Origin of the sequence: Reyranella sp. (assembly GCF_044224635.1) — a bacterium.
In the GTDB taxonomy this organism is placed as follows: Bacteria; Pseudomonadota; Alphaproteobacteria; order Reyranellales; family Reyranellaceae; genus Reyranella.
The window spans coordinates 187,477-213,090 of sequence record NZ_JBGAKA010000004.1; the positions used below are offsets into that span (position 1 = coordinate 187,477).

At 67.4% G+C, this 25,614-nt stretch carries 23 protein-coding genes and 1 pseudogene; 17 read left to right on the forward strand and 7 right to left on the reverse strand.

Annotation, left to right across the window (positions count from 1 at the left end; genetic code table 11):
* Window positions 1–208 precede the first annotated feature (208 nt).
* Both ACILR9_RS05935 and ACILR9_RS05940 read left to right on the forward strand, forming a co-directional pair.
* Complete coding sequence (locus ACILR9_RS05935) at window positions 209–2,278, forward strand: P-loop ATPase, Sll1717 family (RefSeq protein ID WP_395708976.1); 2,070 nt, start codon at window positions 209–211, stop codon at window positions 2,276–2,278.
* Between the two features lie 293 nt (window positions 2,279–2,571).
* Window positions 2,572–3,774 (forward strand): CaiB/BaiF CoA transferase family protein, encoded by a 1,203-nt coding sequence (locus tag ACILR9_RS05940; protein ID WP_395708977.1) that lies wholly within the window; start codon window positions 2,572–2,574, stop codon window positions 3,772–3,774.
* 23 nt (window positions 3,775–3,797) lie between these two features.
* Here ACILR9_RS05940 and ACILR9_RS05945 read toward each other — a convergent pair whose 3' ends face one another.
* The 3 genes from ACILR9_RS05945 to ACILR9_RS05955 form a co-directional block, all read right to left on the reverse strand.
* Complete coding sequence (locus tag ACILR9_RS05945; protein ID WP_395708978.1) at window positions 3,798–4,976, reverse strand: amidohydrolase family protein; 1,179 nt, start codon at window positions 4,974–4,976, stop codon at window positions 3,798–3,800.
* A gap of 161 nt (window positions 4,977–5,137) precedes the next feature.
* Window positions 5,138–5,458, reverse strand: a complete 321-nt coding sequence (locus tag ACILR9_RS05950) for a hypothetical protein (protein WP_395708979.1) — start codon at window positions 5,456–5,458, stop codon at window positions 5,138–5,140.
* Between the two features lie 480 nt (window positions 5,459–5,938).
* The gene (locus ACILR9_RS05955) at window positions 5,939–6,802 is read right to left on the reverse strand and encodes a phytanoyl-CoA dioxygenase family protein (RefSeq protein WP_395708980.1); all 864 of its coding nucleotides are present in this window, start codon (window positions 6,800–6,802) and stop codon (window positions 5,939–5,941) included.
* A 372-nt stretch (window positions 6,803–7,174) separates the two neighbouring features.
* On the opposite strand from ACILR9_RS05955, the gene ACILR9_RS05960 reads away from it, so the two are divergent.
* The gene (locus ACILR9_RS05960; RefSeq protein WP_395708981.1) at window positions 7,175–7,726 is read left to right on the forward strand and encodes a thermonuclease family protein; all 552 of its coding nucleotides are present in this window, start codon (window positions 7,175–7,177) and stop codon (window positions 7,724–7,726) included.
* Between the two features lie 96 nt (window positions 7,727–7,822).
* Window positions 7,823–10,411 carry an Ig-like domain-containing protein gene (locus ACILR9_RS05965; RefSeq protein ID WP_395708982.1) on the forward strand — a complete coding sequence of 863 codons (2,589 nt, stop codon included), beginning with the start codon at window positions 7,823–7,825 and terminating at the stop codon, window positions 10,409–10,411.
* Window positions 10,412–10,729: 318 nt separating this feature from the next.
* Here the strand turns inward: ACILR9_RS05965 and ACILR9_RS05970 are convergent, their stop codons facing one another.
* Window positions 10,730–11,356, reverse strand: coding sequence for a DUF6455 family protein (locus tag ACILR9_RS05970; protein WP_395708983.1), 627 nt, complete (start codon window positions 11,354–11,356; stop codon window positions 10,730–10,732).
* A gap of 48 nt (window positions 11,357–11,404) precedes the next feature.
* The gene (locus ACILR9_RS05975; RefSeq protein ID WP_395708984.1) at window positions 11,405–12,541 is read right to left on the reverse strand and encodes a CaiB/BaiF CoA transferase family protein; all 1,137 of its coding nucleotides are present in this window, start codon (window positions 12,539–12,541) and stop codon (window positions 11,405–11,407) included.
* A gap of 192 nt (window positions 12,542–12,733) precedes the next feature.
* Between ACILR9_RS05975 and ACILR9_RS05980 the strand changes: the two genes are divergently transcribed.
* The 9 genes from ACILR9_RS05980 (at window position 12,734) to ACILR9_RS06020 (ending at window position 19,056) form a co-directional block, all read left to right on the forward strand.
* Window positions 12,734–12,907, forward strand: a complete 174-nt coding sequence (locus ACILR9_RS05980) for a DUF3309 family protein (RefSeq protein ID WP_395708985.1) — start codon at window positions 12,734–12,736, stop codon at window positions 12,905–12,907.
* 98 nt (window positions 12,908–13,005) lie between these two features.
* Window positions 13,006–13,470 (forward strand): cupin domain-containing protein, encoded by a 465-nt coding sequence (locus ACILR9_RS05985; RefSeq protein ID WP_395708986.1) that lies wholly within the window; start codon window positions 13,006–13,008, stop codon window positions 13,468–13,470.
* Entirely contained in the window at window positions 13,467–13,595 is a 129-nt protein-coding gene (locus ACILR9_RS05990) for a hypothetical protein (RefSeq protein ID WP_395708987.1), read from the forward strand. The genes ACILR9_RS05985 and ACILR9_RS05990 overlap by 4 nt, the downstream gene beginning before the upstream one ends.
* 197 nt (window positions 13,596–13,792) lie before the next feature.
* Entirely contained in the window at window positions 13,793–15,223 is a 1,431-nt protein-coding gene (locus ACILR9_RS05995) for a carotenoid oxygenase family protein (protein ID WP_395708988.1), read from the forward strand.
* Between the two features lie 172 nt (window positions 15,224–15,395).
* Window positions 15,396–16,061, forward strand: coding sequence for a glutathione S-transferase family protein (locus ACILR9_RS06000; protein WP_395708989.1), 666 nt, complete (start codon window positions 15,396–15,398; stop codon window positions 16,059–16,061).
* A 213-nt stretch (window positions 16,062–16,274) separates the two neighbouring features.
* Window positions 16,275–17,276 carry an NAD(P)H-dependent flavin oxidoreductase gene (locus ACILR9_RS06005; protein ID WP_395708990.1) on the forward strand — a complete coding sequence of 334 codons (1,002 nt, stop codon included), beginning with the start codon at window positions 16,275–16,277 and terminating at the stop codon, window positions 17,274–17,276.
* A 57-nt stretch (window positions 17,277–17,333) separates the two neighbouring features.
* Window positions 17,334–17,915, forward strand: coding sequence for a YqaA family protein (locus tag ACILR9_RS06010; protein WP_395708991.1), 582 nt, complete (start codon window positions 17,334–17,336; stop codon window positions 17,913–17,915).
* A gap of 10 nt (window positions 17,916–17,925) precedes the next feature.
* Entirely contained in the window at window positions 17,926–18,468 is a 543-nt protein-coding gene (locus tag ACILR9_RS06015; RefSeq protein ID WP_395708992.1) for a disulfide bond formation protein B, read from the forward strand.
* A gap of 21 nt (window positions 18,469–18,489) precedes the next feature.
* Window positions 18,490–19,056 (forward strand): demethoxyubiquinone hydroxylase family protein, encoded by a 567-nt coding sequence (locus ACILR9_RS06020; RefSeq protein ID WP_395708993.1) that lies wholly within the window; start codon window positions 18,490–18,492, stop codon window positions 19,054–19,056.
* Window positions 19,057–19,243: 187 nt separating this feature from the next.
* Here the strand turns inward: ACILR9_RS06020 and ACILR9_RS06025 are convergent, their stop codons facing one another.
* Window positions 19,244–19,807, reverse strand: a complete 564-nt coding sequence (locus ACILR9_RS06025) for an HNH endonuclease (protein WP_395708994.1) — start codon at window positions 19,805–19,807, stop codon at window positions 19,244–19,246.
* A 157-nt stretch (window positions 19,808–19,964) separates the two neighbouring features.
* Here ACILR9_RS06025 and ACILR9_RS06030 point away from each other — a divergent pair, with 157 nt between their 5' ends.
* Window positions 19,965–21,125 (forward strand): serine hydrolase domain-containing protein, encoded by a 1,161-nt coding sequence (locus tag ACILR9_RS06030; RefSeq protein ID WP_395708995.1) that lies wholly within the window; start codon window positions 19,965–19,967, stop codon window positions 21,123–21,125.
* Window positions 21,126–21,185: 60 nt separating this feature from the next.
* Here ACILR9_RS06030 and ACILR9_RS06035 read toward each other — a convergent pair whose 3' ends face one another.
* On the reverse strand, window positions 21,186–22,397 hold the full coding sequence (locus ACILR9_RS06035; RefSeq protein WP_395708996.1) for an MFS transporter: 1,212 nt from the start codon (window positions 22,395–22,397) through the stop codon (window positions 21,186–21,188).
* Window positions 22,398–22,504: 107 nt separating this feature from the next.
* On the opposite strand from ACILR9_RS06035, the gene ACILR9_RS06040 reads away from it, so the two are divergent.
* The 3 genes and pseudogenes from ACILR9_RS06040 to selD all read left to right on the forward strand — a co-directional run bounded on the left by ACILR9_RS06040 (window position 22,505) and on the right by selD (window position 25,474).
* The gene (locus tag ACILR9_RS06040; RefSeq protein ID WP_395708997.1) at window positions 22,505–23,233 is read left to right on the forward strand and encodes a hypothetical protein; all 729 of its coding nucleotides are present in this window, start codon (window positions 22,505–22,507) and stop codon (window positions 23,231–23,233) included.
* 12 nt (window positions 23,234–23,245) lie between these two features.
* Window positions 23,246–24,355: pseudogene (locus ACILR9_RS38390) on the forward strand (FAD-dependent oxidoreductase); the annotation flags it as partial.
* A 111-nt stretch (window positions 24,356–24,466) separates the two neighbouring features.
* Window positions 24,467–25,474, forward strand: coding sequence for a selenide, water dikinase SelD (gene selD, locus ACILR9_RS38395; RefSeq protein WP_407075284.1), 1,008 nt, complete (start codon window positions 24,467–24,469; stop codon window positions 25,472–25,474).
* The last annotated feature ends 140 nt before the right edge of the window (window positions 25,475–25,614 follow it).

Below are 25,614 nucleotides of genomic sequence, written 5' to 3' on the forward strand. Positions count from 1 at the left end.
ACTCCGTGGCGCTCCTCTCGTCGATCACACATCATATGAGCGCCACGGAGTGGCGCGCTCCCGGCTATGACTCCTTGTGTCATGCCGGCCTGTCGCAGTCGGCAATGAAGTCGTAAACTTCCCGCAACAGGCCGATCCGCCCGGTCCGGGCTGCCGGGCGCCAGGGTCACCGAGTGAACGCAAATCAGCAAGAGCGGTGGTGTCATCGATGCAGGCGTGGATCATCGACGCGAGCGAGATGGATGCCGAGGACATACTCAATTTCCGGTCCAACCTTCTCCATCCCAATCCGGAGATCCGATCGTTCCTGAGGGCGGAGAACAAGGCCACCACGATTGTCATCGCGCCCAAGGGCTTCGGCAAGACGCTGCTCCTCAAGGCAAAACGGCTCTCGATCCAGGACAAGTACGCCCACATCCTGCCGAGCGGTGCCCTGGTCGAGAAGCCGAGCGGCCTGCCCAGCGTCATCCCGACCAGCGACTACGGCGATCTGCGCGACAGCGAAGGCTACTGGCGCTCGGTGTGGCTGCTGTCCTTCACCATCGCCGTCCTCAAGGCCACGCACTGGCAGCCGGGACGCAGCAGCCGCGCGCTCGCGGCGGTTGTGCAGGACGACAATCTCGTGTCGGTCTGGGAGATCTTCGACCACATCCTGTCGGCCCCGGTGAACACCTATCACCAGCTCAACAACGACTACAATGACGCCCTGCTGCCGGCCTTCCGCCGCCTGCACGAATCGACGGCCATCTTCGTCGACAACATCGACGAGTATTACGAAGGCATCCTGCGCGAGATGAATGCCGGGCGCGAGCGCCCCGTGGGCGGCCGCGTCAAGCGCAGCTTCTGGCACTTGGCGCAATACGGCATCGCCGCGGCGGCCCGCGAGCTCAGCCACATCAACACGCACGTCAAGATCTACGTCTCGATCCGCAAGGAGGTGCTTCAGGGGATCATCGGCGACACCTATTTCGGCCAGCAGCTGCGCAGCAAGTCGCTGATCGTGAGCTACACCGACAGCGACCTGCTGGAGATCGTCCACAAGAACATCGCCCATTCCGATGCCGAGGACCTGGCCGATCCGCGCTCCAACGATGCGGTGACGGCGTTCTTCGGGCCGCTGAAGCGCGTCACCCATCCGACGACCGGCGACGAGGAGGAGGTCCTGGGCTTCTGGCTGCGCCACACGCTCGGCCGTCCGCGCGACGTGGTGTCGATCGGCAAGGCCATCGCCAGCATGCCGCCGGCCCATCGCAGCGAGCGCCGCGTCCGCGAGGCGGTGCGCGCCGAAGCCAAGACCATCGCCACCGCCTACTTCGCCGAGATGGCGCCGCACCTCGACGGTTTCGACGCCGACATGCTGCTGCGGCTGATCGACCGCAACGTGCTCGCGCCCGACGACCTCAAGCGCATCTCCGAGGCCTACGCCGCCGTTTGGATGGAAACGTTCAGCGAGGTGGCACCACACACTCACCATCCGTTCTGCGCCCTCTTCAAGCTGGGGCTGCTGGGCTATGTCGGCCGCGACGCCGAATCGGGCGAGGACATGCAGATATTCCGCCTGCCCGGCGAGCATCCGCTGGACAACGTCCAGGTCCTGCCGCCGGCGCGCGTCTATCTCGTCCATCCCGCGCTGGACGACCTGGTCGCCGAGCGCAACCCGCAGTATTTCGAGAACCTCAACGACCGCAACGTCATCGGCCGCGGCCGCCGCTGGCTGCGAGAACGCGTGATCCACTACGTGCTGAAAGGCGACGTCAGGGGTCATTCGGAGACCATGCGGGACGGGCTGCGCACCAAGGCCTTCGCCGCGGTATTCGATTCCATCGTGTCGGCCTTCGGCGCCAGGCTGGCGCATGCGGAACGCTCGCAGGGTGATTCGCTGCTGCTGATCGACGCCAATCCGATAAAGCTTCTCCAGGCGGCGCGGAACATCCAGCGCGACCTCGGCCGATCGGAGTTCGGCTCGCAGCTGCGCCTTGCCGGCGATGCCGGCTTCGTCGAGATCGCGGTCGGGCCGCGGCAGGCAGAGCCCTACGGCATCGCCCTCCAGAACGCCGCCCGCCTTGAGCCGCATGTAGAGCCAGTCGGGATATACGTCACCGAGGAGTTCGTCCGTCATGTCTCGGAAGATCGCGGCAATCACCTGCCGTTCGACTTCGTCCGCCTCGGTCCGGAGGACCTCAGGAACCTGCCCTGGCAGGACGGCCTCTTCGACATCTCCAAGGCCGGTGGCGAGCCCGCGATCCTGACCGCGATCTACCGCGTCAATTTCCATTGACCCGGTCCGGCAGGGACGGGTCCTTCTGTCATCCTGCGGTCCTTCGATCGAGGGACGACGAAGAAGCAAAGGTCCCTCGCTGCGCTCGGGGTGACACCATTGTAGTCGCAGGCAAAAGCATTGGTGTCATCCCGAGCGCAGCGAGGGGACCTTTAGTGCGGCCTCGCCGACAACGCTTGCTTCGCAAGCATTGTCCTCGGGATGACAGCGATTCCGGATCGCTTATTTCGATGCAGGCCCTAAGGTTGGCGCTTGGCGCCGCGCGTTCGTCGCCGCCGATAGGAGAAAGTTACGTGGCCGTATCCGAACCATCCCGCACCGTTCCCTTTCACGGCCTGCGCGTCATCGATGCGAGCCGCGTGCTGGCCGGCCCGTCCTGCGCCCAGCTGCTGGCCGACATGGGCGCCGACATCATCAAGATCGAAAGCCCGGAGGGCGACGAGAACCGGCGCTGGCCGCCCCTCATGGAGAACGGCCTCAGCAGCAACTACGCGGCCGTCAATCGCGGCAAGCGGGCGATGACGCTCAACATGAAAGCGCCGCGCGCCCGGGAGATCCTCGAGAAGCTGGTGGCGTCGGCCGACGTCTTCCTGCACAGCTTCCTGCCCGACACCGCCGAGCGGCTCGGCCTCGGCTACGAGAGGATGCGGGCGATGAACCCGCGCCTGATCTTCTGCTCGATCTCGGGCTATGGCGCCGAGGGTCCGCTCCGCAACAAACCCGGCTACGACCTGATGGTGCAGGCCTTCGCCGGCCCGATGTCGGTCACCGGCTACGATGACGGCCCGCCGGTGCGCACCGGCGTGTCGTTCGTCGACATGGCGACCGGTCTCAGCGCCTACGGCGCGATCGTCACCGCGCTCTATGCCCGCCAGCAGACCGGCCAGGGCACGTGGGTGCGCACGTCGCTGCTCGAGACGGCGGTGTCGATGCTGAGCTACCACGCCATCGCCTGGCTGCAGGCCGGCATCGTGCCGCGCAAGCAGGGATCTGGCGGCGCCAACCAGGCGCCCTACCAGGCGTTCCGCTGCCAGGACGGCCACGTCCTGGTCGGTGCGCCCAACGATGCCGCCTGGCAGCGCCTGTGCACCGCCCTGAACGACCCCGCCCTCGCCGCCGATCCGCGCTTCGCGACCAACGCGAGCCGCCTGCAGCATCGCGAGGTCCTGGTCGGGCTCCTCGAGGCGCACCTTGTGCGGCATCCCGGCGAGCATTGGAGCGCCCTCCTCGAGCAGCACGGCGTCGCGGTCGCGCCGATCCAGAGCCTGGATCGCGTGCTGACGGGCGCGCAGGTCCTCGCCAACCGGATGGTCGTCATGGCTGCCGATGCGGATGACCGCGAATGGCCGCTGCTCGGCACGCCGTTCAAGGTCGGCGACAGCGGCACCGCGGCCGGATCGTCGCCGGCGCTGGGTGCGCATACGGATGAAATCCTGCGCGAGCTCGGATACTCGGATCACGATCTCCTGGACCTGCGACGCGAGAAAGCCGTTTGAGGACGGATGGCGGAAGACAGCGATCAGCGTGCGCGCTTGTCGGAGACGATCACGCCTTCCTTGAACACCAATTGAAGCCGTCGCACGTTCTGGATGTCGTCGAGCGGATTGCCGTCGACCACGATCAGGTCGGCGAGCTTGCCGACCTCGATCGTGCCCAGATCCTTGCCCATGCCGCAGACGGCCGCGCCGTTGCGGGTGGCCGCGACGAGCGCCTGCCACGGCGTGGCGCCATCACGCACCCATAGCCCGAGCTCGAGCAGCGCCGCTTCCTTGAGCGGCCGGATGTCCGACCCCAGCGCCATCTTGACGCCGGCCTCGAGCGCCTTCTGGAACCAGACCCGATGGACGTCGGCGGCGGCGTCGGCGCGGCAGCACAGATCGTGCGCCAGGTTGCGCTGCTTGACCCAGCCCAGCTCCCAATGGTTGGTGGCCTGCTGCGGCGTGAGATGGCTGATCGCGAGCGTCGGCACGTACCAGGTATCGTGCTTCAGGAACAGGTCGATGCACTCGTCGTCCATGATGTAGCCGTGCTCGACACTGTGCGCGCCGAGCCGGATCGCATGCTTCACCGCCTCGGGATTGGTCGCGTGGGCCATCACCTTGAACTCGCGCAGATGGCAGATCTCGAAGGCCGCCTTCAGCTCCTCGTGCAGCAGGAACGAGTTCTGATGGCGGTCCCAGGCCGGTCCCATGATACCGCCCGACAGGTTGAGCTTGATGTGGTCGACGCCGTTCTTGATCTGCTCGCGGATCGCCTTGACGAAGCCGAAGGGCCCGTCGCACTCGAGCGCATGACCCGACGTCAGGAAGTGGCCGCCCGTGGTCGTGAGGAAGTGACCCGCAGCGAACAGGCGCGGCCCGACATGCTGGCCCGACTCGAAGGCGCGCTTCCAGGCGACGCCCATGTAACTGTGCGAGCCGGCGCAGCGCAGCCCGACAATGCCCGACTCGGTGAGCGCCGCCCTCAGCCGATAGCCGAACAGCGTGACCTGGTCGGCCAGCGGCATATCGTCGACCGCATAGTAGTCGGGATGGATGTGGACGTCCCACAGGCCCGGCATCAGGCAGGCGCCCTCGAGGTCGATGGCGACGGCATCACCTGATTCGGGAATACTGCCGCCGGTACGGATCTCGCGGATGCGGCCGTCTTCGATCAGCACCGCGGCCCGGTCGACGGCTCTGGGTTGGACGCAGTCCACGAGCGTCGCGTTCTTGAGAAGAGTGCGCATAGGGTCACAGTCGAGAGGCTATCCGGCAATGATGCCGATTTTTGCCGCGTGTGTCTTCCGGTTGGTCCCTGGCGGGCACGCTCGGCAGCGCCAAGGTCCTGCAAGGTGCACCCCTCCTGCCGGTGACCCGGTCATCGGCGTGGCTTTGGCGGCGGCGTGCTCGTGCAGCCGACGGTCGGGCAGTTCGTGCCGAACCCACGCTCGTCGAGGATGCACGCAACCACCGATTCACCGCGGTACGGCATGCCGTAGCAAGCCGGATCGGCACGGCACGCCGCCACGGTGCGATGGCGCCCGCAGGGATCGCCGGCGGGCGCCGGGCACCAGTCCCGCGGGCTCTCTCCGCAGGTCGGTGATTGCGCCGCCGCCGGCTGAAAGGCAGCCACGAGGCCGGCGACAGCGAGCGCCAACACCGACGACGCCAAGCTTGCGGCGGCAACGACAGACCTCATGACGAGCCTCCCGACAGGAAACTATCGAACACGCGGAGTGCGGCCGAATTCCGTCTCGGGCGCTTGCGGCGTCTCCGCGGTCCGCCTCGCGCGATTTTCGTGCTAGCTGACATCTCCACCGGGAGAGAAGCTCTATGCGGATCATCATCGTGTTGCTCGCCTTCGCGGCGTTCAACCTGCTGACTCTGACGACGCCTGAGGCCGCCAAGCAGAACCTCGCTGCCTGGACCAGCCTGGCAGGACGGCGATAGTCTCATCCTGGTGCCCTTGTCCTGGACAATCGGAAGGATCGCGCACTGACTCCTCCCGTCTCGCACGCACCCGGCGTCAGCCGACCAAGGGCGCGCGCAGTCGTCCCGAGCCAGGCGCTTGGCGCCGCAAGCGCGACTGGCAAAGGACCTGACCGCCATTTGCGCCAGTGTGCTCTGAAACTCCTGGCGACGAGATCCGTCGCTACGCTCAGGATGACAAGAGGAGCCCTCAGGCGGAGCCGGACATCAGCGCAGCCTGATCCTCCGGCGCGTAGAAGAAGTCGCCGGGACGGAAGTCGTGTCCGAGATCGCCGAGCAGGCGGCGTTGGCGCGGCGTGCAGCGCTCGAACAGCGAGGCGTAGGGCGTCCCGAAATCGTATGCCCGCATGAACATCTGGCAGTAATTGTAGAGGATGGTCTTGCGCGCCTTGCCGGAGCGGTTGGGCGACGGACCGTGCCAGATCGCGTGCGGGAAGACGTAGGCGTCGCCGGCCTTGCCGAGCAGCGGCACGGCGCCGGGCATCTGCGGATTGGGGATACGCTCGGCGCGCTCGGGAAACGGCCGCAGATGGCTGCCGGGAAAGACCGTGAAGTTGCCGCTGGTCGGCTCGGTGACGTCGGTCAGCAGGTACATCACCTTCACGGCCAGCGGCCGGCTGGTCTCGCTGACGCGGATGCCGCGCTGGCCCTCGCCGCCGTCGGTGTGGGTGTAGCCGGGAAACGTCTCGGTCGAGGCGCGCACGATCGCCTGGCTCATCGAGAACTGGATGTAGGGGCCCATCAGGTCGAGGATCAGGTCGAATACCCGCGGCCGGTCGATCAGGTCGATGAACGCCTGGTGATAGGTCAGGAGATCGCGGCGATCCATGAAGGCGGCCGGGTTCGGGTCGGCGTGATCGACCCAGGCATAGTGGCCGCGCGGCAGCTTGCCCGGCGCGGGCTCGTAGCCGGGCAGCATCCGCACGCGATCGATCTGCACCGAGAAGAAGTCGACCTCGGCCGGCGTGAGCGCACCTTCGAGATGCAGGTAGCCGTCGACGGCCCACTGCTCGCGCTGCTCCTCGGTCAGAACTCTCGACGTGTTGGCCAGCATTCGATCCTCCCTGTCCGGGACATTGCGGTCGCCGTGGTCCGCCGTCACGCAGGCAGCAGACGCATCGAGCATATCGCCACCGCCGCGCCGGTACAGGCTTGCGATCCGCAGAGCGACCGGCGGCCGGCGCGAAGCCTCAGCCGAGCGCTGCGAAAGACCACTCTCCAGTCGTCCTGGGCCCGACGCTTGCGAAACAAGCGTCGTAGGCGAAGGACCTCACGGCCGTCAGCCGCAAGTGTGCGTGTGAACTTCTGACGATGAGATCCTTCGCGACGCTCAGGATGACGAGAAGGGTGCGTGGCCACCCCACCGTGCCCCCGTCCCCCTCCGCCCGCCCCGCAGCGGCCGCAATCGTGGTGTATGGCTGCGGCCATGAAAGCGCTGCTCGCCATGGCGGTAGCCGCCTCCCTTCTTCTCGCCGCCGCCGCACACGCCCAGCGCCGCCCGCCAACCGAGCAACCTGCGCAGGAATGCGCCGCGCAGGGTACGCTGCCGAAGGAATGGTCGGGCGTCGCCTATGCGGTCGACGGCGATACGCTGGCCGGCGTCGGCCTCAAGCCGCTGATCCGCGTCTGGGGTATCCAGGCACCCAAGCTGCTCGATCCATCCAGAACCGAGAGCGTCCCCGGCATGCGCGCCCGCGCCACACTCGAGGATCTGCTGTCGGCGGCGGATCACAAAATCATTTGCCGGATCCTGAAGTTCGACCGCGAGTGCCAAGTCGTGGCGCACTGCACCCTGCATGACGGCGTCAACCCGATCGATATCGGCGGCGCGATGATCGCCGCCGGCATGGCCTACGGCGCCCGCCTCGACGAAACCCTGCCGTGGGAACCCAAGGCCAGCCAACGCTACAGCACCGCCGAGTTCGAGGCCCGCAAGAACAAGCGTGGCCTGTGGCCGACCTGGCTGGGCGCGAAGTAGATCGTAGTCCGCTGAGCAGCTTCGGTTCCATTGCAGAGCCGCCGCAACGAAGTGTACAGTGACTCACTGTACACGTCCGCGATGGTACTACCCCCGATGGCAAACGTTACCTACACATTCAAGCCGAAGCTCACGACCCAGTCGGTCTTCTGGCACGATCCCCAGATCTGGGTTGGCGGGGTGGTTCCCAACGGCCCCGATGCCGATGTCGTCATCCCGACGGGAACACCGCTGCCGACCGGCGGCGCGAGATCGGACATCGCCATCTCCCCCGGTGAAGCCTTTACCGCAGCCTCGCTGGACATGTTCCAGGAGCGCCTGATGCTCGACGGCCAGCTGACGGTCGAGGGAACGGCGAGGCTGCGCGAGAATGCGACGATCGCGGGAAGCGGCCAGTTCGGTTGGGCCACCGGCACATTGAATGCCGGAGCCTTCGTGAACGAAGGCACGATCCTGCTGGCGAACGGCACCTTGAATGTCGGTTCGTTGGTGAATGCAGGAAGTGGCATTCAGGCGAGTGGCGTGATCTCGGTGTCCGGGCAGCTCACCAACGACTCCTCCATCGGGGCGCGCAACGTAAACGGGACCAGCCTCACGGTCACGGCTTCGAGCCTTCTCAACAATGGAGCGCTTACGGCCACGAGCGCGGATTTGAGCGTGACCGTCGCCGCGGGGGGTTTCGCGAACCTGACCGGCTCCACCCTGACAAGTGGCCTATATCGCGCCTATGACGGCACTCTGAAATTGAACGTCGGCGGCCTGATCGAGACCATCGCCACGAACGTGAGCGTAAGAGGCGGAGACATCCTCTCATACGATCAGGCAAGCGGGCTCTATGTCTCGCTGCAGTCATCCCTGCATTCGATTGCCGCATCTGGATATCTTGACCTCAGCCACCAGGGCTTCGAGTGGGGTACCCTGTCGGTCGATGGCGTGCTCAGGCTGTCGGATCACGCAACGCTCCTGGCCGACCACATCACGGTCGGCACCGGCGGCCGGATCACGGCGACCGGAATAATCGAGGCGCCGATCGAGAATTCGGGCATCATCGAAGCCTCGACTGGCGAACGCCTCGTCATCGCGGGACCGGTTACAGGGTCGGGCAAGGTCGTCATTGGACCGGGCGAGTATGCGGATCCATGGCTGGCTCCAGGTGTCATCAGATCCACCGCATTCCTGGAGTTGAGTGGACCAGTCTCCCAGGCCGTGGTGTTCTCCAGCGGCATCGGCACCTTGTTCATCGACGATCCCGCCAGCTTCACGGGAACCATCGCCCCTGTATTGGCCGGCCGCAACGTGATCACCTTGTACGGCCACGCCCTCGCCGATGTGCAAAGCTACTCGTACTCGGGCGACTCGACGGGCGGCGTGCTCGTCCTGCACGAGACTTCCGGCACGACCTCCCTCAACATCGTCGGAGAGTTCAATGCGACCAGCTTCACTCTCTCGGCGGGTCCGCAGGCTCCGGCGGCATTGCCCAGCCTGAACATAGCCGTCGGCGGCATCATGAAGCTGCTGAACGACACTGGCGGATCGTCGACCGACAACATAACCAGCAACCCGACGATCACCGGCAAGCTTGCTCCATACATCCAGATCGAGATCGACGGGTCTGTGGTCGTTATGCCGGACGGCACCAACTACCTGCATCAGGACGCGAATGGCGCGTGGTCGTATACCCCGGTCGGCCTGTCGGACGGCACGCACACCGTCGTCGCGCGTGGTTACACGCTTGGACATCATGCCGGCTTGTATGGGGCCGGTACGACGTCGCTCACCTTCATCCTCGACACGCATCTGACCACGCATGACGATGCCTATGTCGTCCTGCCCGGGCAAACGCTCTCCGTTCCCGTTGTCGATGGCGTGCTGGCCAACGACATGCCCGCGGCGCCAGCGACCGTGACCTTGTCATCGGGCCCGGCCCACGGCGTCGTCGAGCTCGGCCCGGATAGCAGCTTCACCTACACCCCGTTCCAGGGCTTCGCGGGGATAGACGTCTTCACCTATCATGCAGCGGCGACCGACGGCAGCCGAGGCGACGAGCAGGCCCTGATCTATGTCGTGCCGGTGAATTTCGGCTCGACCACGACGCTCAACCTCGTCGGCTTGAGCACCGAGGAACAGATTGGCGCCACGTACCTCTCCTTCTTCGGCCGGGCTGCCGATGCCGACGGATTCGCCTTCTGGGTCGATCAGTTTGCCGAAGCGGCAAGCTTTCAACCTCCCTCAATGCTGTTCGCCAACATCGCCAGCTCGTTCGGCGTAAGCGACGAAGCCAAGGCGCTCTATCCTTTCCTGGCCAATCCCGCAGGCGCCAGCGATGCTGAGATCGGCGCTTTCCTCGACTCGGTCTACGGCAATCTGTTCAACCGATCTGCCGATGCGGCGGGACTGGCCTTCTGGATCGATCAAGTTCATCAGACCTTGGCGGCCGGACAATTCGTGGGCTCGGTGCTGGTGAACATCCTGAGCGGGGCACAGGGTACGGACATCACGACCCTGATGGGCAAGGTGGCGGTCGGCCTGGAACATGTGCATGAGCAGAAGGCGCACGACATGGCGTGGGCGGGCGCCAGCGACATCGCGGCCACGGCGGCGCTGCTCCACGCCGTGACAAGCGATCCGCACACCGTGCTCACCGGCCTCAAGAATGCCGACGATCTCGTTTCAGGACACGCGTGAGACTCGCTCACCAAGGTCGGCAGCATACCGCTGTTCACCATGGCGGGGACCTTCCTCCAGCTCGCCACCAGTCCGGGGATCTTGTGGGACCTCCATCACACGGGATGGAGGCCGTTACGTTATCTCACGGTGGGATGGGATCGACTCGACTTGCACGCTGTTGCGCCCGTCGCGCTTTGCACCGCGATCGCCGTGGTGTTCGTCACAAGGCCGCGGCGAACGAAGACCCTTCTCGCGCTTGGGTCCATGCCGGCCCTGGCGACACTGCTCGCCGGATACTTGCTGTACAGGTAAGCACGCAAGTGCCCGTGCAGGCAGCTACGGCGCCATGTGCAGCAGAGCCCGAACCTCGCGCTGACGGGCCTCGGAATTCAATCGCCTGAGGTCGTCGGCGCTCGGGCGGAAGCTGCCGCTGTCCGGGTTGCCGCCCGTCGGCGGGGCGCGGTGAGACGACGACAAGGCTCGATCGAGCTGGGCGGCATTCGGGCAGAAACTGCGGAAATCCGTGCTCTCGACGTCAGCCAACCATTCGCGGCAGTGACGCTTGTCCGGGCACGTTGTGCAGGTCCACGTCATATCGCGCAGGTTCTCGACGGACAGGTCCGCGGCATCGATGCCAAGCCGCGCCAGCATCCGGTCCAGCAAGTCTTGGGAGCCGGCACATCCGGCGACCAGAGGGTCGATCTGCGAACGGTTCAGGCCGACGTCCGCAAGAACGGCATCGAGAGACCCCATGGCCGCGAGCTGCGCGAGCTCGCGTCGCAGCCGCCTGCGCTGGCGCCGTCCATCGACGAAGCGCGAGATCGTTTGCCGGAAGTCCTGGAGCGTCGTCATGACCCTTACCCCCTTCGCCGAAGCGCCAAGCGGGCCGGCGATGAAGAAAGCGAACATCGAACCAAGCCAAAGATATCTGCCGCAGCCGGCGATTGTTTTGACCCAGGTCAAATGCGCTCATGAAGGTTCATGCACGCAGAGCATTGCTGCTTCGTGCTTTCAGCACCCTTCCACGATCTCTGCCGTATGCTCCCCGAGCTTCGGCGCAGGTCGTGCCGACTGCGGCCGCACGCGGTCGAACGTGATGGGAATCCCCACCACCCGCGGCCCACCCTTCGGCAACTGCTGCACCAGCTGCGACGCCGCGAACTGCTCCGTCGCCACCAATTCTCCGATGTCGTTCACCGGGCTGCACGGCACCCCTGCCTCCTCCAAAATCTTCAGCCACTCGGCGCGCGGCCGCGTCCGCATCGCCGCCGCGATCTGCGGCAGCAGCTCCGTGCGGTTGCGCACCCGCTGCGCGCTGGTCGCAAACTTCGCATCGGTCGCCCACTCCGGATGCCCCAACGCCCGCGCGCAGCGTGCCCACAGGCGGTCGTTGCCCGGCGCCAGGCAGAGCGGGTGGTCGGCGGTGTCGAACACCTGGTAGGGCACGATCGCCGCGCCGCCGGTGCCGTGGCGCTTCGGGACGACGCCGTCGACCAGGTAGGCGTTGACCTGCCCCTCCACCCAATGCACCGCCGAGTCGAACAGCGAGGTGTCGACCAGACAGCCCTTGCCGGTGCGGTCGCGCTGGCGCAGCGCGGCGAGCGCGCCGATGGTGCAGAACATGCCGGTCGCCTTGTCGTTGATCGAGGCGCCGCAGAAGGTCGGCGGATCCTCGGGCCGGCCGGTCACGCTCATCATGCCGCCATAGGCCTGCAGCAGCGGATCGAAGCCCGGCTTCAGCCGCATCGGCCCCTGGTAGCCGAAGGCCCAGATCGAGCAATAGATCAGCCGCGGATGGCGCTTCAGCATCGCCTCGGGGCCGATGCCGATGTCGTCGACCACGCCGGGTCTCAGGTTCTGGATCAGGATGTCGGCGGTCTCGCACAGCCGGTTCAGCGTCTCGATGTCGGCCGCCGACTTGAGGTCGAGCACGACCGAGCGCTTGTTGCGGTTCTGGCCCTCGAAGTAGAGCGAGGTCACGCCGTCCGGCCCGAACGGAGGGCCCCAGATGCGGGCATCGTCGCCGCCCTCGGGCTTCTCGATCTTGATGACGTCGGCGCCCATGTCGGCGAGCAGCACGCCGGCCAACGGGCCGGCCAGCGCCTGCCCCACTTCGATGACGCGGACTCCTTCGAGCGGCAGGGTCACGGGGAACCTTTCCTGGTTTGAAATCGCATGGGAGCGGCAGACTGCTGGCCCGGCGCCGCTCAGGTCAAGAGATCGAGCGTGGCCCGGGATCGCCTGCCGGGCGAGCCGCGGAACGATTGGGCGTTGGCGCCGTTCTGCTTCCCGAAGGATGGCTTTGGCCGATATGGACCAAAGCCGGAAGGAGAACGGCACGTGGTTACGATCCTGATCATCGTCCTGCTCATCCTGTTGCTCGGCGGTGGAGGCGGATACTACGGATACTCGCGGTGGGGCGGGCCTGGACTCGGCGGTGTGCTCGGCGTCGTCCTCGTGGTCGTGCTCGCGGTCTGGCTGCTCGGCGGCTTGGCGGTGCATCACCCCGTCTAGCCCCGGCAGCGCTCCATCGTCCCTGTCTCCGACGGCGCGATTGTCGGCCGGGCAGCCGAAGCGTAGGCTTGTGGCGCCGCAATAGGGAGGACCGGGAGATGACCACGACGAAGGGCTTCGTCGTTCCCGCCGGCGGCGGGACATATCTCGAGATGTCGGCGCCCGGGCGCGTCGCCGCACTGAAGCTGTTCGGTGACGAGACCGAGGGCAGCATCATGATGTTCGAGGAAACCGTACCGCCTGGCACCAAGAGCTGGTTCCACCTGCATCACGACAGCGACGAGGTCGCCTGGGTGCTCGAGGGCGAGATCACTTTCCTGATCGGCGACGAGATCACGGTCGGTGGACCTGGTACGTGCGCCTTCTTTCCCCGCGATGTCCGGCATGCCTGGAAGAACAGCGGCGCGGTGACGGGCCGGGTGCTGTTCCTCTACACGCCCGCCTCGGCCGGGAAATACATCGAGGACATGCTGCAGCGGCCGGGCCGGCCGCTGACCGAAGCCGAACGCGGCGAACTCGGCCGGAAGTACCAGTGGGAAATCCTCGGGCCGAACCCGCTGTGACCGACCCGGTGGCGCGGGCTGGTCGAAGGCCTCGCCGGCCGGGCGGCCGCATCGCCGGCTTCACGCACCAGGCGGACGAGCTGATTCCCAAGCGCATCGAGCTGATGCGCGCCAGCGACCAGTGACGCGACTTCAGCGCGACAAATGGCGTGGCGATGCACGGCGGGTGTCGCGGGACAGTTAAGATCCTGTATTCGCTGCGTTTTCCGGCGTTCTCCCCATGGCTTCCGCGATTCTTGCCTTGCAGGAAACACTGTGTATTGATAGTGTCTCGTTTCATACACAGCGTTTCCCTTAACTGTCGATTCATCAGGAGCGCGCCATGGCCAAGGCCTTCCCGACCGACAATCCCTTCCTGCGCGGCTACTACGCGCCGGTGAACACCGAGGCCGATGCGGCCCACCTGCACATCAGCGGCGAGATGCCGACCGACCTCTGCGGCACGCTCTACCGCAACGGGCCCAACCCGCAATTCGCACCGCGCGGGCCGTACCACTGGTTCGGCGGCGACGGCATGATCCACGCCTTCCACGTCGAGAACGGCAATGTCGCCTACAAGAACCGCTGGGTGCGCACGCCCAAGTGGGAGATCGAGAACAAGGAGGGCGAGGGGCTGTCGGGCACGTTCGGCAACCCGCGCTACACCGATCCGCGCGTGTTCGTGCTCAACTCGACGATCGCCAACACCAACATCGTGTGGCACGGCGGCAAGCTGCTCGCGCTGGAGGAGGCGCACGCGCCGTTCATGCTCGATCCGGCGAGCCTGATGCCGTGCGGGCCCGACGGCGGCTACGAGACCTGGGGCAACAAGCTCTGCGGACCGTTCACCGCCCATCCCAAGCTCGATCCCGAGACCGGCGAGATGGTGTTCTTCGGCTACTCGGCCAAGGGCCGCTTCACCAAGGAGGTCAGCGTGCAGACGGTGAGCGCGGACGGCCGCATCACCCGTGCCGAGATCCTCGACGGCCCCTTCCCCAGCATGATCCACGACTTCGCCGTGACGCGGAACTGGATCATCCTGCCGATCTTCCCGCTGACCAGCTCGATGGAGCGCGCAATGGGCGGCAAGCCGCCGTTCGCCTGGGAGCCCGACAAGGGCACGCACATCGCCTTCATCCCGCGCAACGGCACCGTCGCCGACGCCAAGTGGGTGAGCGCGCCGGCGAGCTACGTGTTCCATCCGATGAATCATTTCGAGACGGCCGACGGCAAGATCGTGATCGACGTCATGAAGTACGGCATCGCGCCGTTGTTCCCGCTGCCCGACGGCACGCCGTCGAGCGCGGAAACGCCGGCGGCGCGGCTGTTCCGCTGGACCTTCGACCTCTCCGGCAAGGCCAACACCTTCAAGGAAGAGCAGCTCGACGATCGTCCCGGCGAGTTCCCGCGCTTCGACGAGCGCTACTGCATGCGCGACTACCGGCACGGCTGGACGGTGTCGGGCAATGTCGCGGCGGCCGGCGTACCGCGGCTCGAGGGCATCACCCACTACGACCTGACGACCGGCCGCAACGCGACCTGGAACGCCGGCGCCAACGACCGCTTCGGCGAGCCGGTGTTCGTGCCGCGCAAGGCCGACTCTGCCGAAGGCGACGGCTGGGTGCTGAGCGTGATCTACCGCGCCGAGGAAGGCCGCAGCGACCTCGCGGTGTTCGAAGCGACCGACATCGCCCGCGGCCCGCGCGCGCTGGCCCACCTGTCGAGCCGCGTGCCCGCCGGCTTCCACGGCAACTGGCGCCCGGGAGCGTTGTAGTCATCCCCCTCCCCACGCCTTGCGTGGGGAGGTGTCGCCGTCTTACGGCGACGGAGGGGTCATGAGTCACAGTCACGCTGCCCATGACCTCTCCGTCCGCGAAGACGCGGACACCTCCCCAGCGAAGCTGGGGAGGATCAAGAGCGAACACTCCAACCCACGAGCCCCCGCCATGATCACCGTCCACCATCTCGAGAGTTCGCGCTCGCAACGCGTGCTGTGGATGCTCGAGGAGCTCGGCCTCGACTACGAGGTCCGGCTCTACAAGCGTGAGCCGACGATGCAGGCGCCGGCCTCGCTGCGCGCCGTCCATCCGCTCGGCAAGTCGCCGGTGGTCAGCGACGGCGAGGTCACGCTGGCCGAGTCGGGCGCCATCCTCGAGTACCTCGTCGAGACGTACGGCAACGGCCGGTTCGTGCCGGCGCCGGGCACGCCGGAGCGGCTGCGCTACCGCTACTTCCTGCACTACGCCGAGGGCTCGTTGATGCCGCTGCTGTTCCTGAAGCTGGTGTTCAATCGCCTGCCCGAGCGCGTGCCGTGGGCGATGCGGCCGGTCGCCAGGGCGATCTCGGCCGGCGCCGACCACGCCCTGCTCGCGCCGCAGATCTCCAACCACTTCGCCTTTCTCGAGAGCGAGCTCGCCGGTCGCGACTGGTTCGCCGGCCCCGACTTCACCGCCGCCGACATCCAGATGAGCTTCCCCATCGAAGCCGCCGCCGCGCGTGCCGCGCTCGGCGACAAGCTGCCGCGGCTCGAGGATTTCGTCGCCCGCATCCAGGCGCGGCCGGCCTACAAGCGCGCGCTGGAGAAGGGCGGCCCGTACACGATGCTGCGTTAGCTTTCCTCCCTAGCGTCTTCGCTGGGGAGGTGTCCGCGTAATCGCGGACGGAGGGGTCATGAGCAACACTCACTGAGGCTCATGACCCCTCCGTCGCCGTAAGACGGCGACACCTCTCCCCAGCGGAGCTGGGGAGGAGAGCTTGAAATGCGCCCGCTTCATGCTAGGCCCACGCCGACACCTGCGAACGTCTCTTCCTAGGAGCGAAACACGATGGCCCTTCCCGCCCTGCTGCGCGACAGCCTCTCGATCCCGGTAGTTGGCGCGCCGCTGTTCATCGTCTCGAACCCCGACCTGGTGATCGAGCAGTGCAAGGCCGGCATCGTCGGCTCGTTCCCGGCGCTGAACGCGCGGCCCAAGGAGCTGCTCGAGACCTGGCTGCAGCGCATCACCACGGAGCTGCGCGAGTACAAGGCCAGGCACCCCGACCGGAAGGTCGCGCCGTTCGCGGTCAACCAGATCGTGCACAGCTCGAACGACCGGCTGCAGCACGACATCGATCTCTGCGAGAAATACAAGGTGCCGATCCAGATCACCTCGCTGCGCGCGCCCGACGACGTGGTGAGGTCGGCCAAGCGCTACGGCGGCCTGGTGTTCCATGACGTGACCAACGTCGTGCACGCCAGGCGCGCGCTGCAGGCCGGCGTCGACGGGCTGATCCTGGTGTGCGCCGGCGCCGGCGGCCATGCCGGCCGGCTGTCGCCGTTCGCGCTGGTGCCGGAGGTGCGCCAGTTCTACGACGGCTGCATCCTGCTGTCGGGGGCGATCTCCAACGGCGCCTCGGTGCTGGCAGCCCAGGCCGTCGGCGCCGACCTCGCCTATCTCGGCACACGCTTCACGGCGAGCAAGGAAGGCAACGCGAGCGACGCCAACAAGCAGTGCATCATCGACTCCTCGGGTGAGGAGATCGTCTACACCAACCTGTTCACCGGCGTTCACGGCAACTATCTGAAGCGCAGCATCGCCGCCGCCGGCCTCGATCCCGACGACCTGCCGGTCGCCGACAAGAGCAAGATGAATTTCGGCTCGGGCGGCAACAGCAAGGCCAAGGCCTGGCGCGACATCTGGGGCGCGGGCCAGGGCGTCGGCCAGATCTTCGACGCCCCGCCCGCCGCCGAGATCATCGCCCGCCTCAAGGCCGAGTACGAGGCGGCGCGCGCCGCACTGGTGGCCGGCGAGCCGGTGCCGACCGGCCTCAAGCAGGCGGCGGAGTAACCATCCTCCTCCTCAAGCTTCGCTTGGGGAGGAGAACAGGAATTAGGACCGCCCGGCATGTTGCGTGGACTCTACGACTGGGTGATGAGGCTGGCGGCGCACAAGCAGGCGTTGCCGGCGCTGGCCGTGATCTCGTTCCTCGAGAGCTCGGTATTTCCGATCCCGCCCGACGTGATGCTGATCCCGATGGTGCTGGCCGACCGCACCAGGGCGTTCCGAATCGCGCTGGTGTGCACCATCGCCTCGGTGCTGGGCGGCCTGCTGGGCTACGCCATCGGCTACTACCTCTTCGAGACACTGGGCGAATGGGTGGTCAGAACCTACGGGCTGCAGGCCGGGCTGGCGGCGTTCCGCACCGGCTTCGAGCAGTACGGCATCTGGATCATCCTGATCAAAGGCCTGACCCCGATTCCCTACAAGCTGGTGACCATCGCCTCGGGTGCCGCCCACTTCGACCTGTTCACGTTCGTGTGGGCGTCGATCATGACGCGTGGCCTGCGCTTCTTTCTCGTGGCAGCCTTGCTGTGGAAATTCGGCGAGCCGATCCGCAGCTTCATCGAGGAACGCCTGACCCTGCTGACCTGGCTGTTCCTGATCGCGCTGGTGGGCGGCTTCGTCGCCTTCCGCTACCTGTTCTGAGGCATCGCCCATGGCCCTGCTCGACCGGACGTCTTCCTCGCAGGCAAGTCTCCTCGGCCAGCTTCCGCTGCCGAGCCAGCTTGGCCTGATCGCCGCGATCGGCAGTGGCGTGCTGCTGGGCGGCGCGTACTTCTTCCAGTACGTGATCGGCCTCGCGCCATGCGAGATGTGCCTGTGGCAGCGCTGGCCGCACATGGTGGTGATCGCCGCCGGGCTGGCGGCGCTCGCCTGCTACAAGACGCCGCGGCTCGCCGGCGCCCTGCTGCTGGTGGCAATCCTGGGCCTCGCCACCACGGCGGCGCTCGGCCTGTTCCATGCCGGCGTCGAGCTGCGCTGGTGGCTGGGGCCGCAGGCCTGCTCGGGCACCATCCCGACCGGCCTCTCGCCGGAGGAGCTGCGCAAGTACCTGTTCAATGCCAGGATGGTACGCTGCGACGCCGTCGCGTGGTCGCTGCTCGGCATCTCGATGGCGGGCTGGAACGCGATCCTGTCGGCCCTGCTGGCGATCGGGCTGGCGTCGGGTGCGATCCGCTGGCTGAAGGCCGCCTCATGAGGACGACATGGGGGTGACGACATGAAGACCACAGCCGAGACCAGGAACCCCGGCGACCTCAGCCCGCGCGACGTGGTCGAGCGGGCGATCCGCGTCGACCAGGCGGGCGAGTTCGGCGCCGTGCGCATCTACGAAGGCCAGCTCGCGGCGCTGCGCTGGACCGGCCGCTCCAACAGCGAGACCGGCCGCAAGATCGCGGCCATGGCGCGCGCCGAGCGCGAGCACAACAAGGTGTTCGACCGGCTGATGGTCGAGCGCCGCGTGCGCCCCACCCTGCTGTCGCCGCTGTGGCACGTCGCGGGCTTTGCGCTCGGTGCGGCGACGGCGCTGATGGGCGACAAGGCGGCGATGGCCTGCACCGTCGCGGTCGAGGAGACGATCGACGGGCACTACGCCGAGCAGGCGGCGGCGCTGGGCGACGACGAGGCCCCGCTGCGCGCCACCATCGAGAAGTTCCGCGCCGAGGAGATCGAGCACAAGGAGACGGCGCTGGCCGCCGGCGCCGAGGAAGCGCCCGCCTACGAGGCGCTGAGCGCCGCCATCAAGGCCGGCTCGCGGCTCGCCATCTGGCTGTCGACGCGGGTGTGAGCGCAGGAGCTGTCGTATTCTTCCTTTTTCGTCATCCCGAGCGGAGCCACCCGAAGGGCGCCGCAGTCGAGGGACCTTTCCTGGCCGACAGCAAGAAAGGTCCCTCCACTACGCCCCGCTGCGCTCGGCTTCGGTCGGGATGACGGTGGTTTTTCCCAAACGTCAACGTTCCACTTGTGAACGCCGGTCAGGTCTGGTCGAGCTCGCTGTCCCAATACAGGAAGTCGCGCCAGCTCTCGTGCAGATAGCCGGGCGGGAACGAGCGGCCGTTCTCCTGCAGCTCCTGGGTCGTGGGCTCGAGCGGGGCGCGCTGCAGGTGCATGCCGATCTCGCGCAAGAGCCGGTTGCCCTTCAGGAGGTTGCACGGGCTGCAGGCGGTGACGACGTTGTTCCAGCTGGTCCGCCCGCCGCGCGACTTCGGCACGACGTGGTCGAAGGTGAGCTCGTTGGTCGCGAAGTCGCCGCCGCAATACTGGCAGTGGAAGCGGTCGCGCAGAAAGACGTTGAACCGCGTGAAGGCCGGGCGCCGCGCCGCCGGGATGTATTCTTTCAGAGCGATGACGCTGGGCAGGCGCATCTCGAAGGACGGGCTGTGGATGGTGCGATCGTATTCGGAGATCACGCTGACGCGGTCGAGGAAAACGGCCTTGACGGCATCCTGCCAGGACCAGATCGACAACGGAAAATAGGACAGCGGCCGAAAGTCGGCGTTGAGGACCAGCGCGTGGCAGGACTCAAGGCCCAGCGTCACGGCTACCCCCGCGCCCGTTGGCTGGGACTACTCGGAAAGTCGATGCGATCCAACATGCCGCGCATTGTGGCAAGGATTTCGGAAAACACAACATGTCGGCGGGTGCGTCATCGACAGATCATCCAATGACAACAGGATAGCCACAGGAGGAACCACCATGGACACTGCAATCTCTTCCCGCGCCGGCTCGGACTTCCCCCTGCCCGCCGCCGACCTCGAGTCGCTGGATTTCCGGCGCCAGCAGATCGAGCGGCTGGAGGCGCTGATCCAGCGCCACATCGCCGAGGGCCGCTACCCGGGCTGCCAGATCGCGCTGGCCCGCCACGGCAAGCTCGCCCTGTTCAAGAGCTTCGGCCAGGCGGTGACCGCGCCGGCGGCGCGGCCGGCCGGCGACGACACGCTGTGGCTGCTCTACTCCAACACCAAGGTGGTGACCGCGGTCGCCCTGTGGGTGCTGGCCGAGCGCGGCCTGTTCTCGTGGAGCGACCGCATCGCCGACCACGTGCCCGCCTTCGCCCGCAACGCCAAGGGCAACATCACGGTACAGCAGGTCATCACCCACCAGGCCGGCTATCCCAATGCCGTGGTCGGCAAGGATGCCTGGGCCGATCACAAGCGGCTGCAGGAGGTGGTGTGCGACTTCGCGCTCGAATGGTCGCCCGGCTCCAAGGTGCACTATCACGGGCAGACCGCGCACTGGACCTTGGGCATGCTGATCGAGGCGGTGACCGGCCGCGACTTCCGCGACGTCATCCGCGAGACCGTGACCGAGCCGCTGGGGCTGTCGCGCGAGCTCTATGTCGGGCTGCCGGAAAGCGAGTTCGGCCGCGCCGCCGACATGCATGAACCGCTCCCTGATGGCAAAGGCGTGCGCCCGCTTGCCGAGAACAACGCCGCCGACTGGCGCAAGAGCGGCTCGCCGGGCGCCGCCGGCTACGCCACGGCGCGCGCCATGGCGGCGCTCTACCAGATGATGCTGCAGGGTGGCGAGCTCGCCGGCACGCGCCTCGTCTCGCCGCGCCTGCTGCAATACGCAATCCGCAACCACACCGGCGATCGGGTCGACGAGTTCATGGGCATGCCGATGCATCGCGGCCTGGGGCCACATTTGCGCGGCACGACCGAGACCATCCGCGGCCTCGGCGCCCTGGCCAGCCCGCGCGCCTTCGGCCACGGCGGCGTCGGCACCTCGTACTGTTGGGGCGATCCCGACTCGGGCGTGTCGTTCGCCTACATCACCAACAACCGCATCCCCGACCCGTGGCACAGCACGCGCCTCGACCAGATCGCCAACCTGGTGCACACGGCGATTGTCTAGACTCTCCTCCCCAACTTCGGAATCTCCTCCCCAGCTTCGCTGGGGAGGAGAACGAATTTCCTACCTGCTCAACCGCTCCCGCGCCCCGGCTTCCGAGCCGAGCGAGGCGGCGGCGAGCGCCAGCGCACACACCGAGAGCACCATCACCGCGGCGTAGCCGTCGGTCCAGTCGTGCAGCAATCCACCGAGCCAGGCCCCGAGAAAGCCGCCCAGTCCCATGCCGACGCTGATCAGGCCGTAGATGCGACCGAAATGCGCGCCGCGATAGCGCAGGGTCGCCAAGGTCGAGATCATCGGCCCGCGGCTGCCCATGCTGCCGCCGAACAGCAGCACGTAGAGCCACAGCCAGACATCGTCGCCGGGGCCGCGCACCAGGGCGAGCGCGCCGACGCCGGCAATCGAGCTGGCATAGGCCAGGACGGCCGCGATCTTGCGGCCGCCGCGGTCGGCCAGCCAGCTGAAGCCGACCATGCCGAGCGGAGTGAGGAACCCCGCCACCGCCAGGGCGCGCGCGGCATAGGCGCCGTCGAGGCCGCGCTCGAGCAGGTAGACCATGGTCTGCGGCACCAGGGAGAAGATGCCGATCGAGGTCAGCGCAAAGGAGAAGGTGAGCGCCCAGAACGGCCAGTCGCGCACCGCCTCGCCGGCCGTCGGGCCGGGCCGGTCGGAGGCGCGCGCCGGCACCAGGCCGGTGGCGCCGCGCTCGATGCGCCGCCACGGCAGCACCAGCAGCACGGGAAGCAGCACCGCGCTCGCGCAGGCGAACACGACATAGGCGTGGCGCCAGCCCTGCGTCACGATCAGGTGCTCGGCGAGCGGGAACATGACGATGGCGCCGACGCCCGAGGCCGACCAGGCGACCGCCAGCGCCACGCCGAGGCGATTGGCCGGGAACCAGCGCCCGAGCAGGGTCGAGCTCAGCACGCCCGACAGCGAGGCGCCGCCGAAGCCCATGACGATGCCGAGACAGAGATAGAGATGCCACACCGCGGTCGCGCGCGAGGCGAACGCCGAGGCAAGCGTCACCGCCGTGACGCCGACCATGGTGAGCACGCGCAGGCCGAAGCGGTCGACGATCCAGCCGGCGATCGGCGCGCCGGTGCCGCCGACAAGAAGCGCAAAGCTGTAGACCAGGGTGATCGCACTGCGGCTCGCGACGAAATCGCCCTGCAGGGCCGGCACGAACACGGTGAAGGTGTCGCTGATCGAGCGGCTCGCCACGCCGAGCACGAAGCACAACGCCACCAGCGCCCAGGGCACGAATCGGCTCATCGCCTTCACCCTTGGCCGCAGCGTGCGGCAGCGGCAAGCGCTTTCGCGCGGGCGAGACTTGCATCGCCTGCAGGCTCGCGTCAGGTTCCGCGTCGCGGAGGAGTAGCGTGACCGAAACCATCATCATTGCACCGCAATTCAATGGCCCGCGCCTGTCGGGCAACGGCGGCTATGTCGCCGGACTCATGGCCGGCGCATTCAACCGGCAGCTCGGCCGGGACGACGCCGTCGAGATCACGCTGCGCGCGCCGGTGCCGCTCGACACGGCGATGCAGGTCGGGCGCGACGGCGACGTGCTGCTGCTCAAGGACGACGACACGCTGGTGTGCGAGGCACGCGCCGGCAACGTCGATCACCTCGTGCCGCCGCCGCCGCCCGGCGACTGGAACGAGGTCATGCGCCGCGCCGAGGATGGCGGCAGTCCCGAGGACAGCGACTTCCATTGGTGCATCGTCTGCGGGCGGGGCCGCGCCGTCGGCGATGGCCTCCGTGTGCTGGGCTCGGCCGGGCCGCAGAAGGGCCAGTCGCTGTCCTGCTACGTGCCGCACGCCAACCACGCAGATCCGGGCGGCCGCATCAAGCCGGAGTTCGTGTGGGGCGCGCTCGATTGCCCGGGCGCCTTCGCGGTGCAGGACGCCGACGATTTCCGTCCCGCGCTCACCGGCCGCATGACGGCAAAGGTGATCGAGCCGCCGCGCGTCGGCGAGCGCTGTGCCGTCATCGGCTGGAGCCTGGGCGGCGAGGGCCGCAAGCTCTATTCCGGTACGGCGCTCTACACCGAGAGCGGCAGGCTGTGCGCGATCGGCACCTGCACGTGGATCCTGCTCAAGGTCTGATCGATCGTGGCAATGCCGGCAGGCCCGCTGCTCAAGGACGTCGTGCTGCTGGGCGGCGGGCACAGCCACGTCCATGTGCTGAAGAGCTTCGGCATGAAGCCGATGCCCGGCGTGCGGCTCACCCTGATCGGGCGCGATATCGAGACGCCCTACTCCGGCATGATCCCGGGCTTCGTCGCCGGACATTATACGTTCGATGAATGCCACATCGACCTGGCGCGGCTCGCCGCCTGGACCGGCGCCCGCCTGATCCACGCCGAGGCGACGGGACTCGATCGCGACAATCGCCGAGTGCTGCTGAAGGACCGGCCGCCGGTGTCCTACGATCTCCTGTCGGTCGATGTCGGCTCGGCGCCCAACCTCGATACCATTCCGGGCGCGGCTGAGTGGGCGACGCCGGTCAAGCCGATCGCCGAGCTCGGCCGGCGCTGGCTCGCCTTCCTCGAGCGCATGAAGAGCTGGCTGGGCCCGCTCAGGATCGTCGTGATCGGCGGCGGCGCGGGTGGCGTCGAGCTGGCGCTCGCCATCGATCATCGCGTGCGCCAGGTGGCGAAAGGTGCCGAGCTGCAGGTCACGCTGGCGACCAAGGGCGAGATCCTGGCGTCGCAGGCCGCGGCGGCGCGGCACAAGATGCGTGCGATCTTCCAGCGGCGCGGCCTGCGCCTGGTCGAGAACCGCGCGACCAGGCGCCTCTCGCGCGGCTCGGTCGAGCTCGACGACGGCGCCTGGCTCGAGGCGGATGCGGTGTTCGTCGTGACCGAGGCAAGTGCGGCGGCGTGGTTCGCAACGACCGGCCTGCCGCTCGACGAGCGCGGCTTCTTCGCCGTCGACGACACGCTGCGCTCGACCGGCGACCCGACGATCTTCGCGGTCGGCGATTGCGCCACGGTGCTGCCACATCGCCGGCCCAAGGCCGGCGTGTTCGCCGTTCGGCAGGGACCGCCGCTCGCCGGCAACCTGCGGCGCGCGCTGCTCGGCCAGGAACCACGGCCGTTCGTGCCGCAGAGCCGCTACCTCTCGATCGTCGGCACCGGCGATGGCGACGCCGTGGCGACGCGCGGCAACTGGGCGGTCGAAGGAAAATGGGTGTGGCGCTGGAAGGACCACATCGACCGCAAGTGGATGCGCATGTATCGCGAGCCGCCGGCCAGGCCGATGGTGATGAAGGCGGCGACGCCGCCCGATCCGGCGCTGGCCGACGCCGAGGCCAAACGGCTGCTGGCCGACATCGGCATGCGCTGCGGCGGCTGTGGCGCCAAGGTCGGCGCGGGCGTGCTGACACGCGTGCTGGCGCGGCTCGGGCCGGCGCCCGGCGCCAACGTGACCATCGGCCTCGATGCGCCCGACGATGCGGCGATGATCGAGGTGCCGGCCGGCCAGGCGCTGGTGCAGTCGGTCGATTTCTTCCGCACCTTCCTCGACGATCCGCTGATCTTCGGCGAGGTCGCGGCGGTGCACGCGCTGGGCGACGTGTGGGCGATGGGCGCCCGGCCGCACAGCGCGCTGGCGCTCGCCGTCGTGCCGGCCGCCGCCGAGCGGCTGATGGAGGAGGATCTGTTCCAGCTGCTGGCGGGCGCGCGCCGCGTGCTCGACCGAGCCGGCTGCGCGCTGATCGGCGGCCATTCGGGCGAAGGGCCGGAAGCGGCGCTGGGCTTCTCGGTGAACGGCCTGGTCGATCCGGCGCGGGCGCTGCGCAAGGGCGGCTTGAAGATCGGCGACAGGCTGGTGCTCACCAAGAAGCTCGGCACCGGCGTGATCTTCGCCGCGGCGATGCGCGGCGCGGCGCGCGGCGCCTGGATCGAGCAGGCGCTCGCCTCGATGCGCCGGCCGTCGGGCGAAGCCGCGCAGACGCTGATCGCCGCCGGCGCCCATGCCTGCACCGACGTCACGGGTTTCGGCCTGGCCGGCCATCTCGCCGAGATGATCCGCGCGAGCGGCGAGGTCACGGTCGATCTTTCACTCGATGCCCTGCCCGCGCTCGACGGGGCACAAGAATTGTTCGCCTGGGGTTTCGCGAGCTCGCTGCAGACCGAGAATCTGCGCGCCCGCCACCTGATCGACGGCATGGACAAGGCCGCCCGGCATCCCAACCTGCCGCTGCTGTTCGATCCGCAAACCGCCGGCGGCCTGCTCGCCGCGGTGCCGGCCGATCACGTGGCCGACGTTCCCGATGCTATGGTGATCGGCGAGGTGCGGGCAAGAGGCATCGCCGATACGTTCATCGAGCTGCACTCATCTTGAGTTCCGCGAATCTTGTCGTCCTTCGCTTACGGCACTTGCGAAGCAAGTGCCGTAAGCGAAGGATCTCATCGCCGCCCGCAAGAGCGCACATTGAACGTTCTGGTGATGAGATCCTTCGCTGCGCTCAGGATGACAAGAGA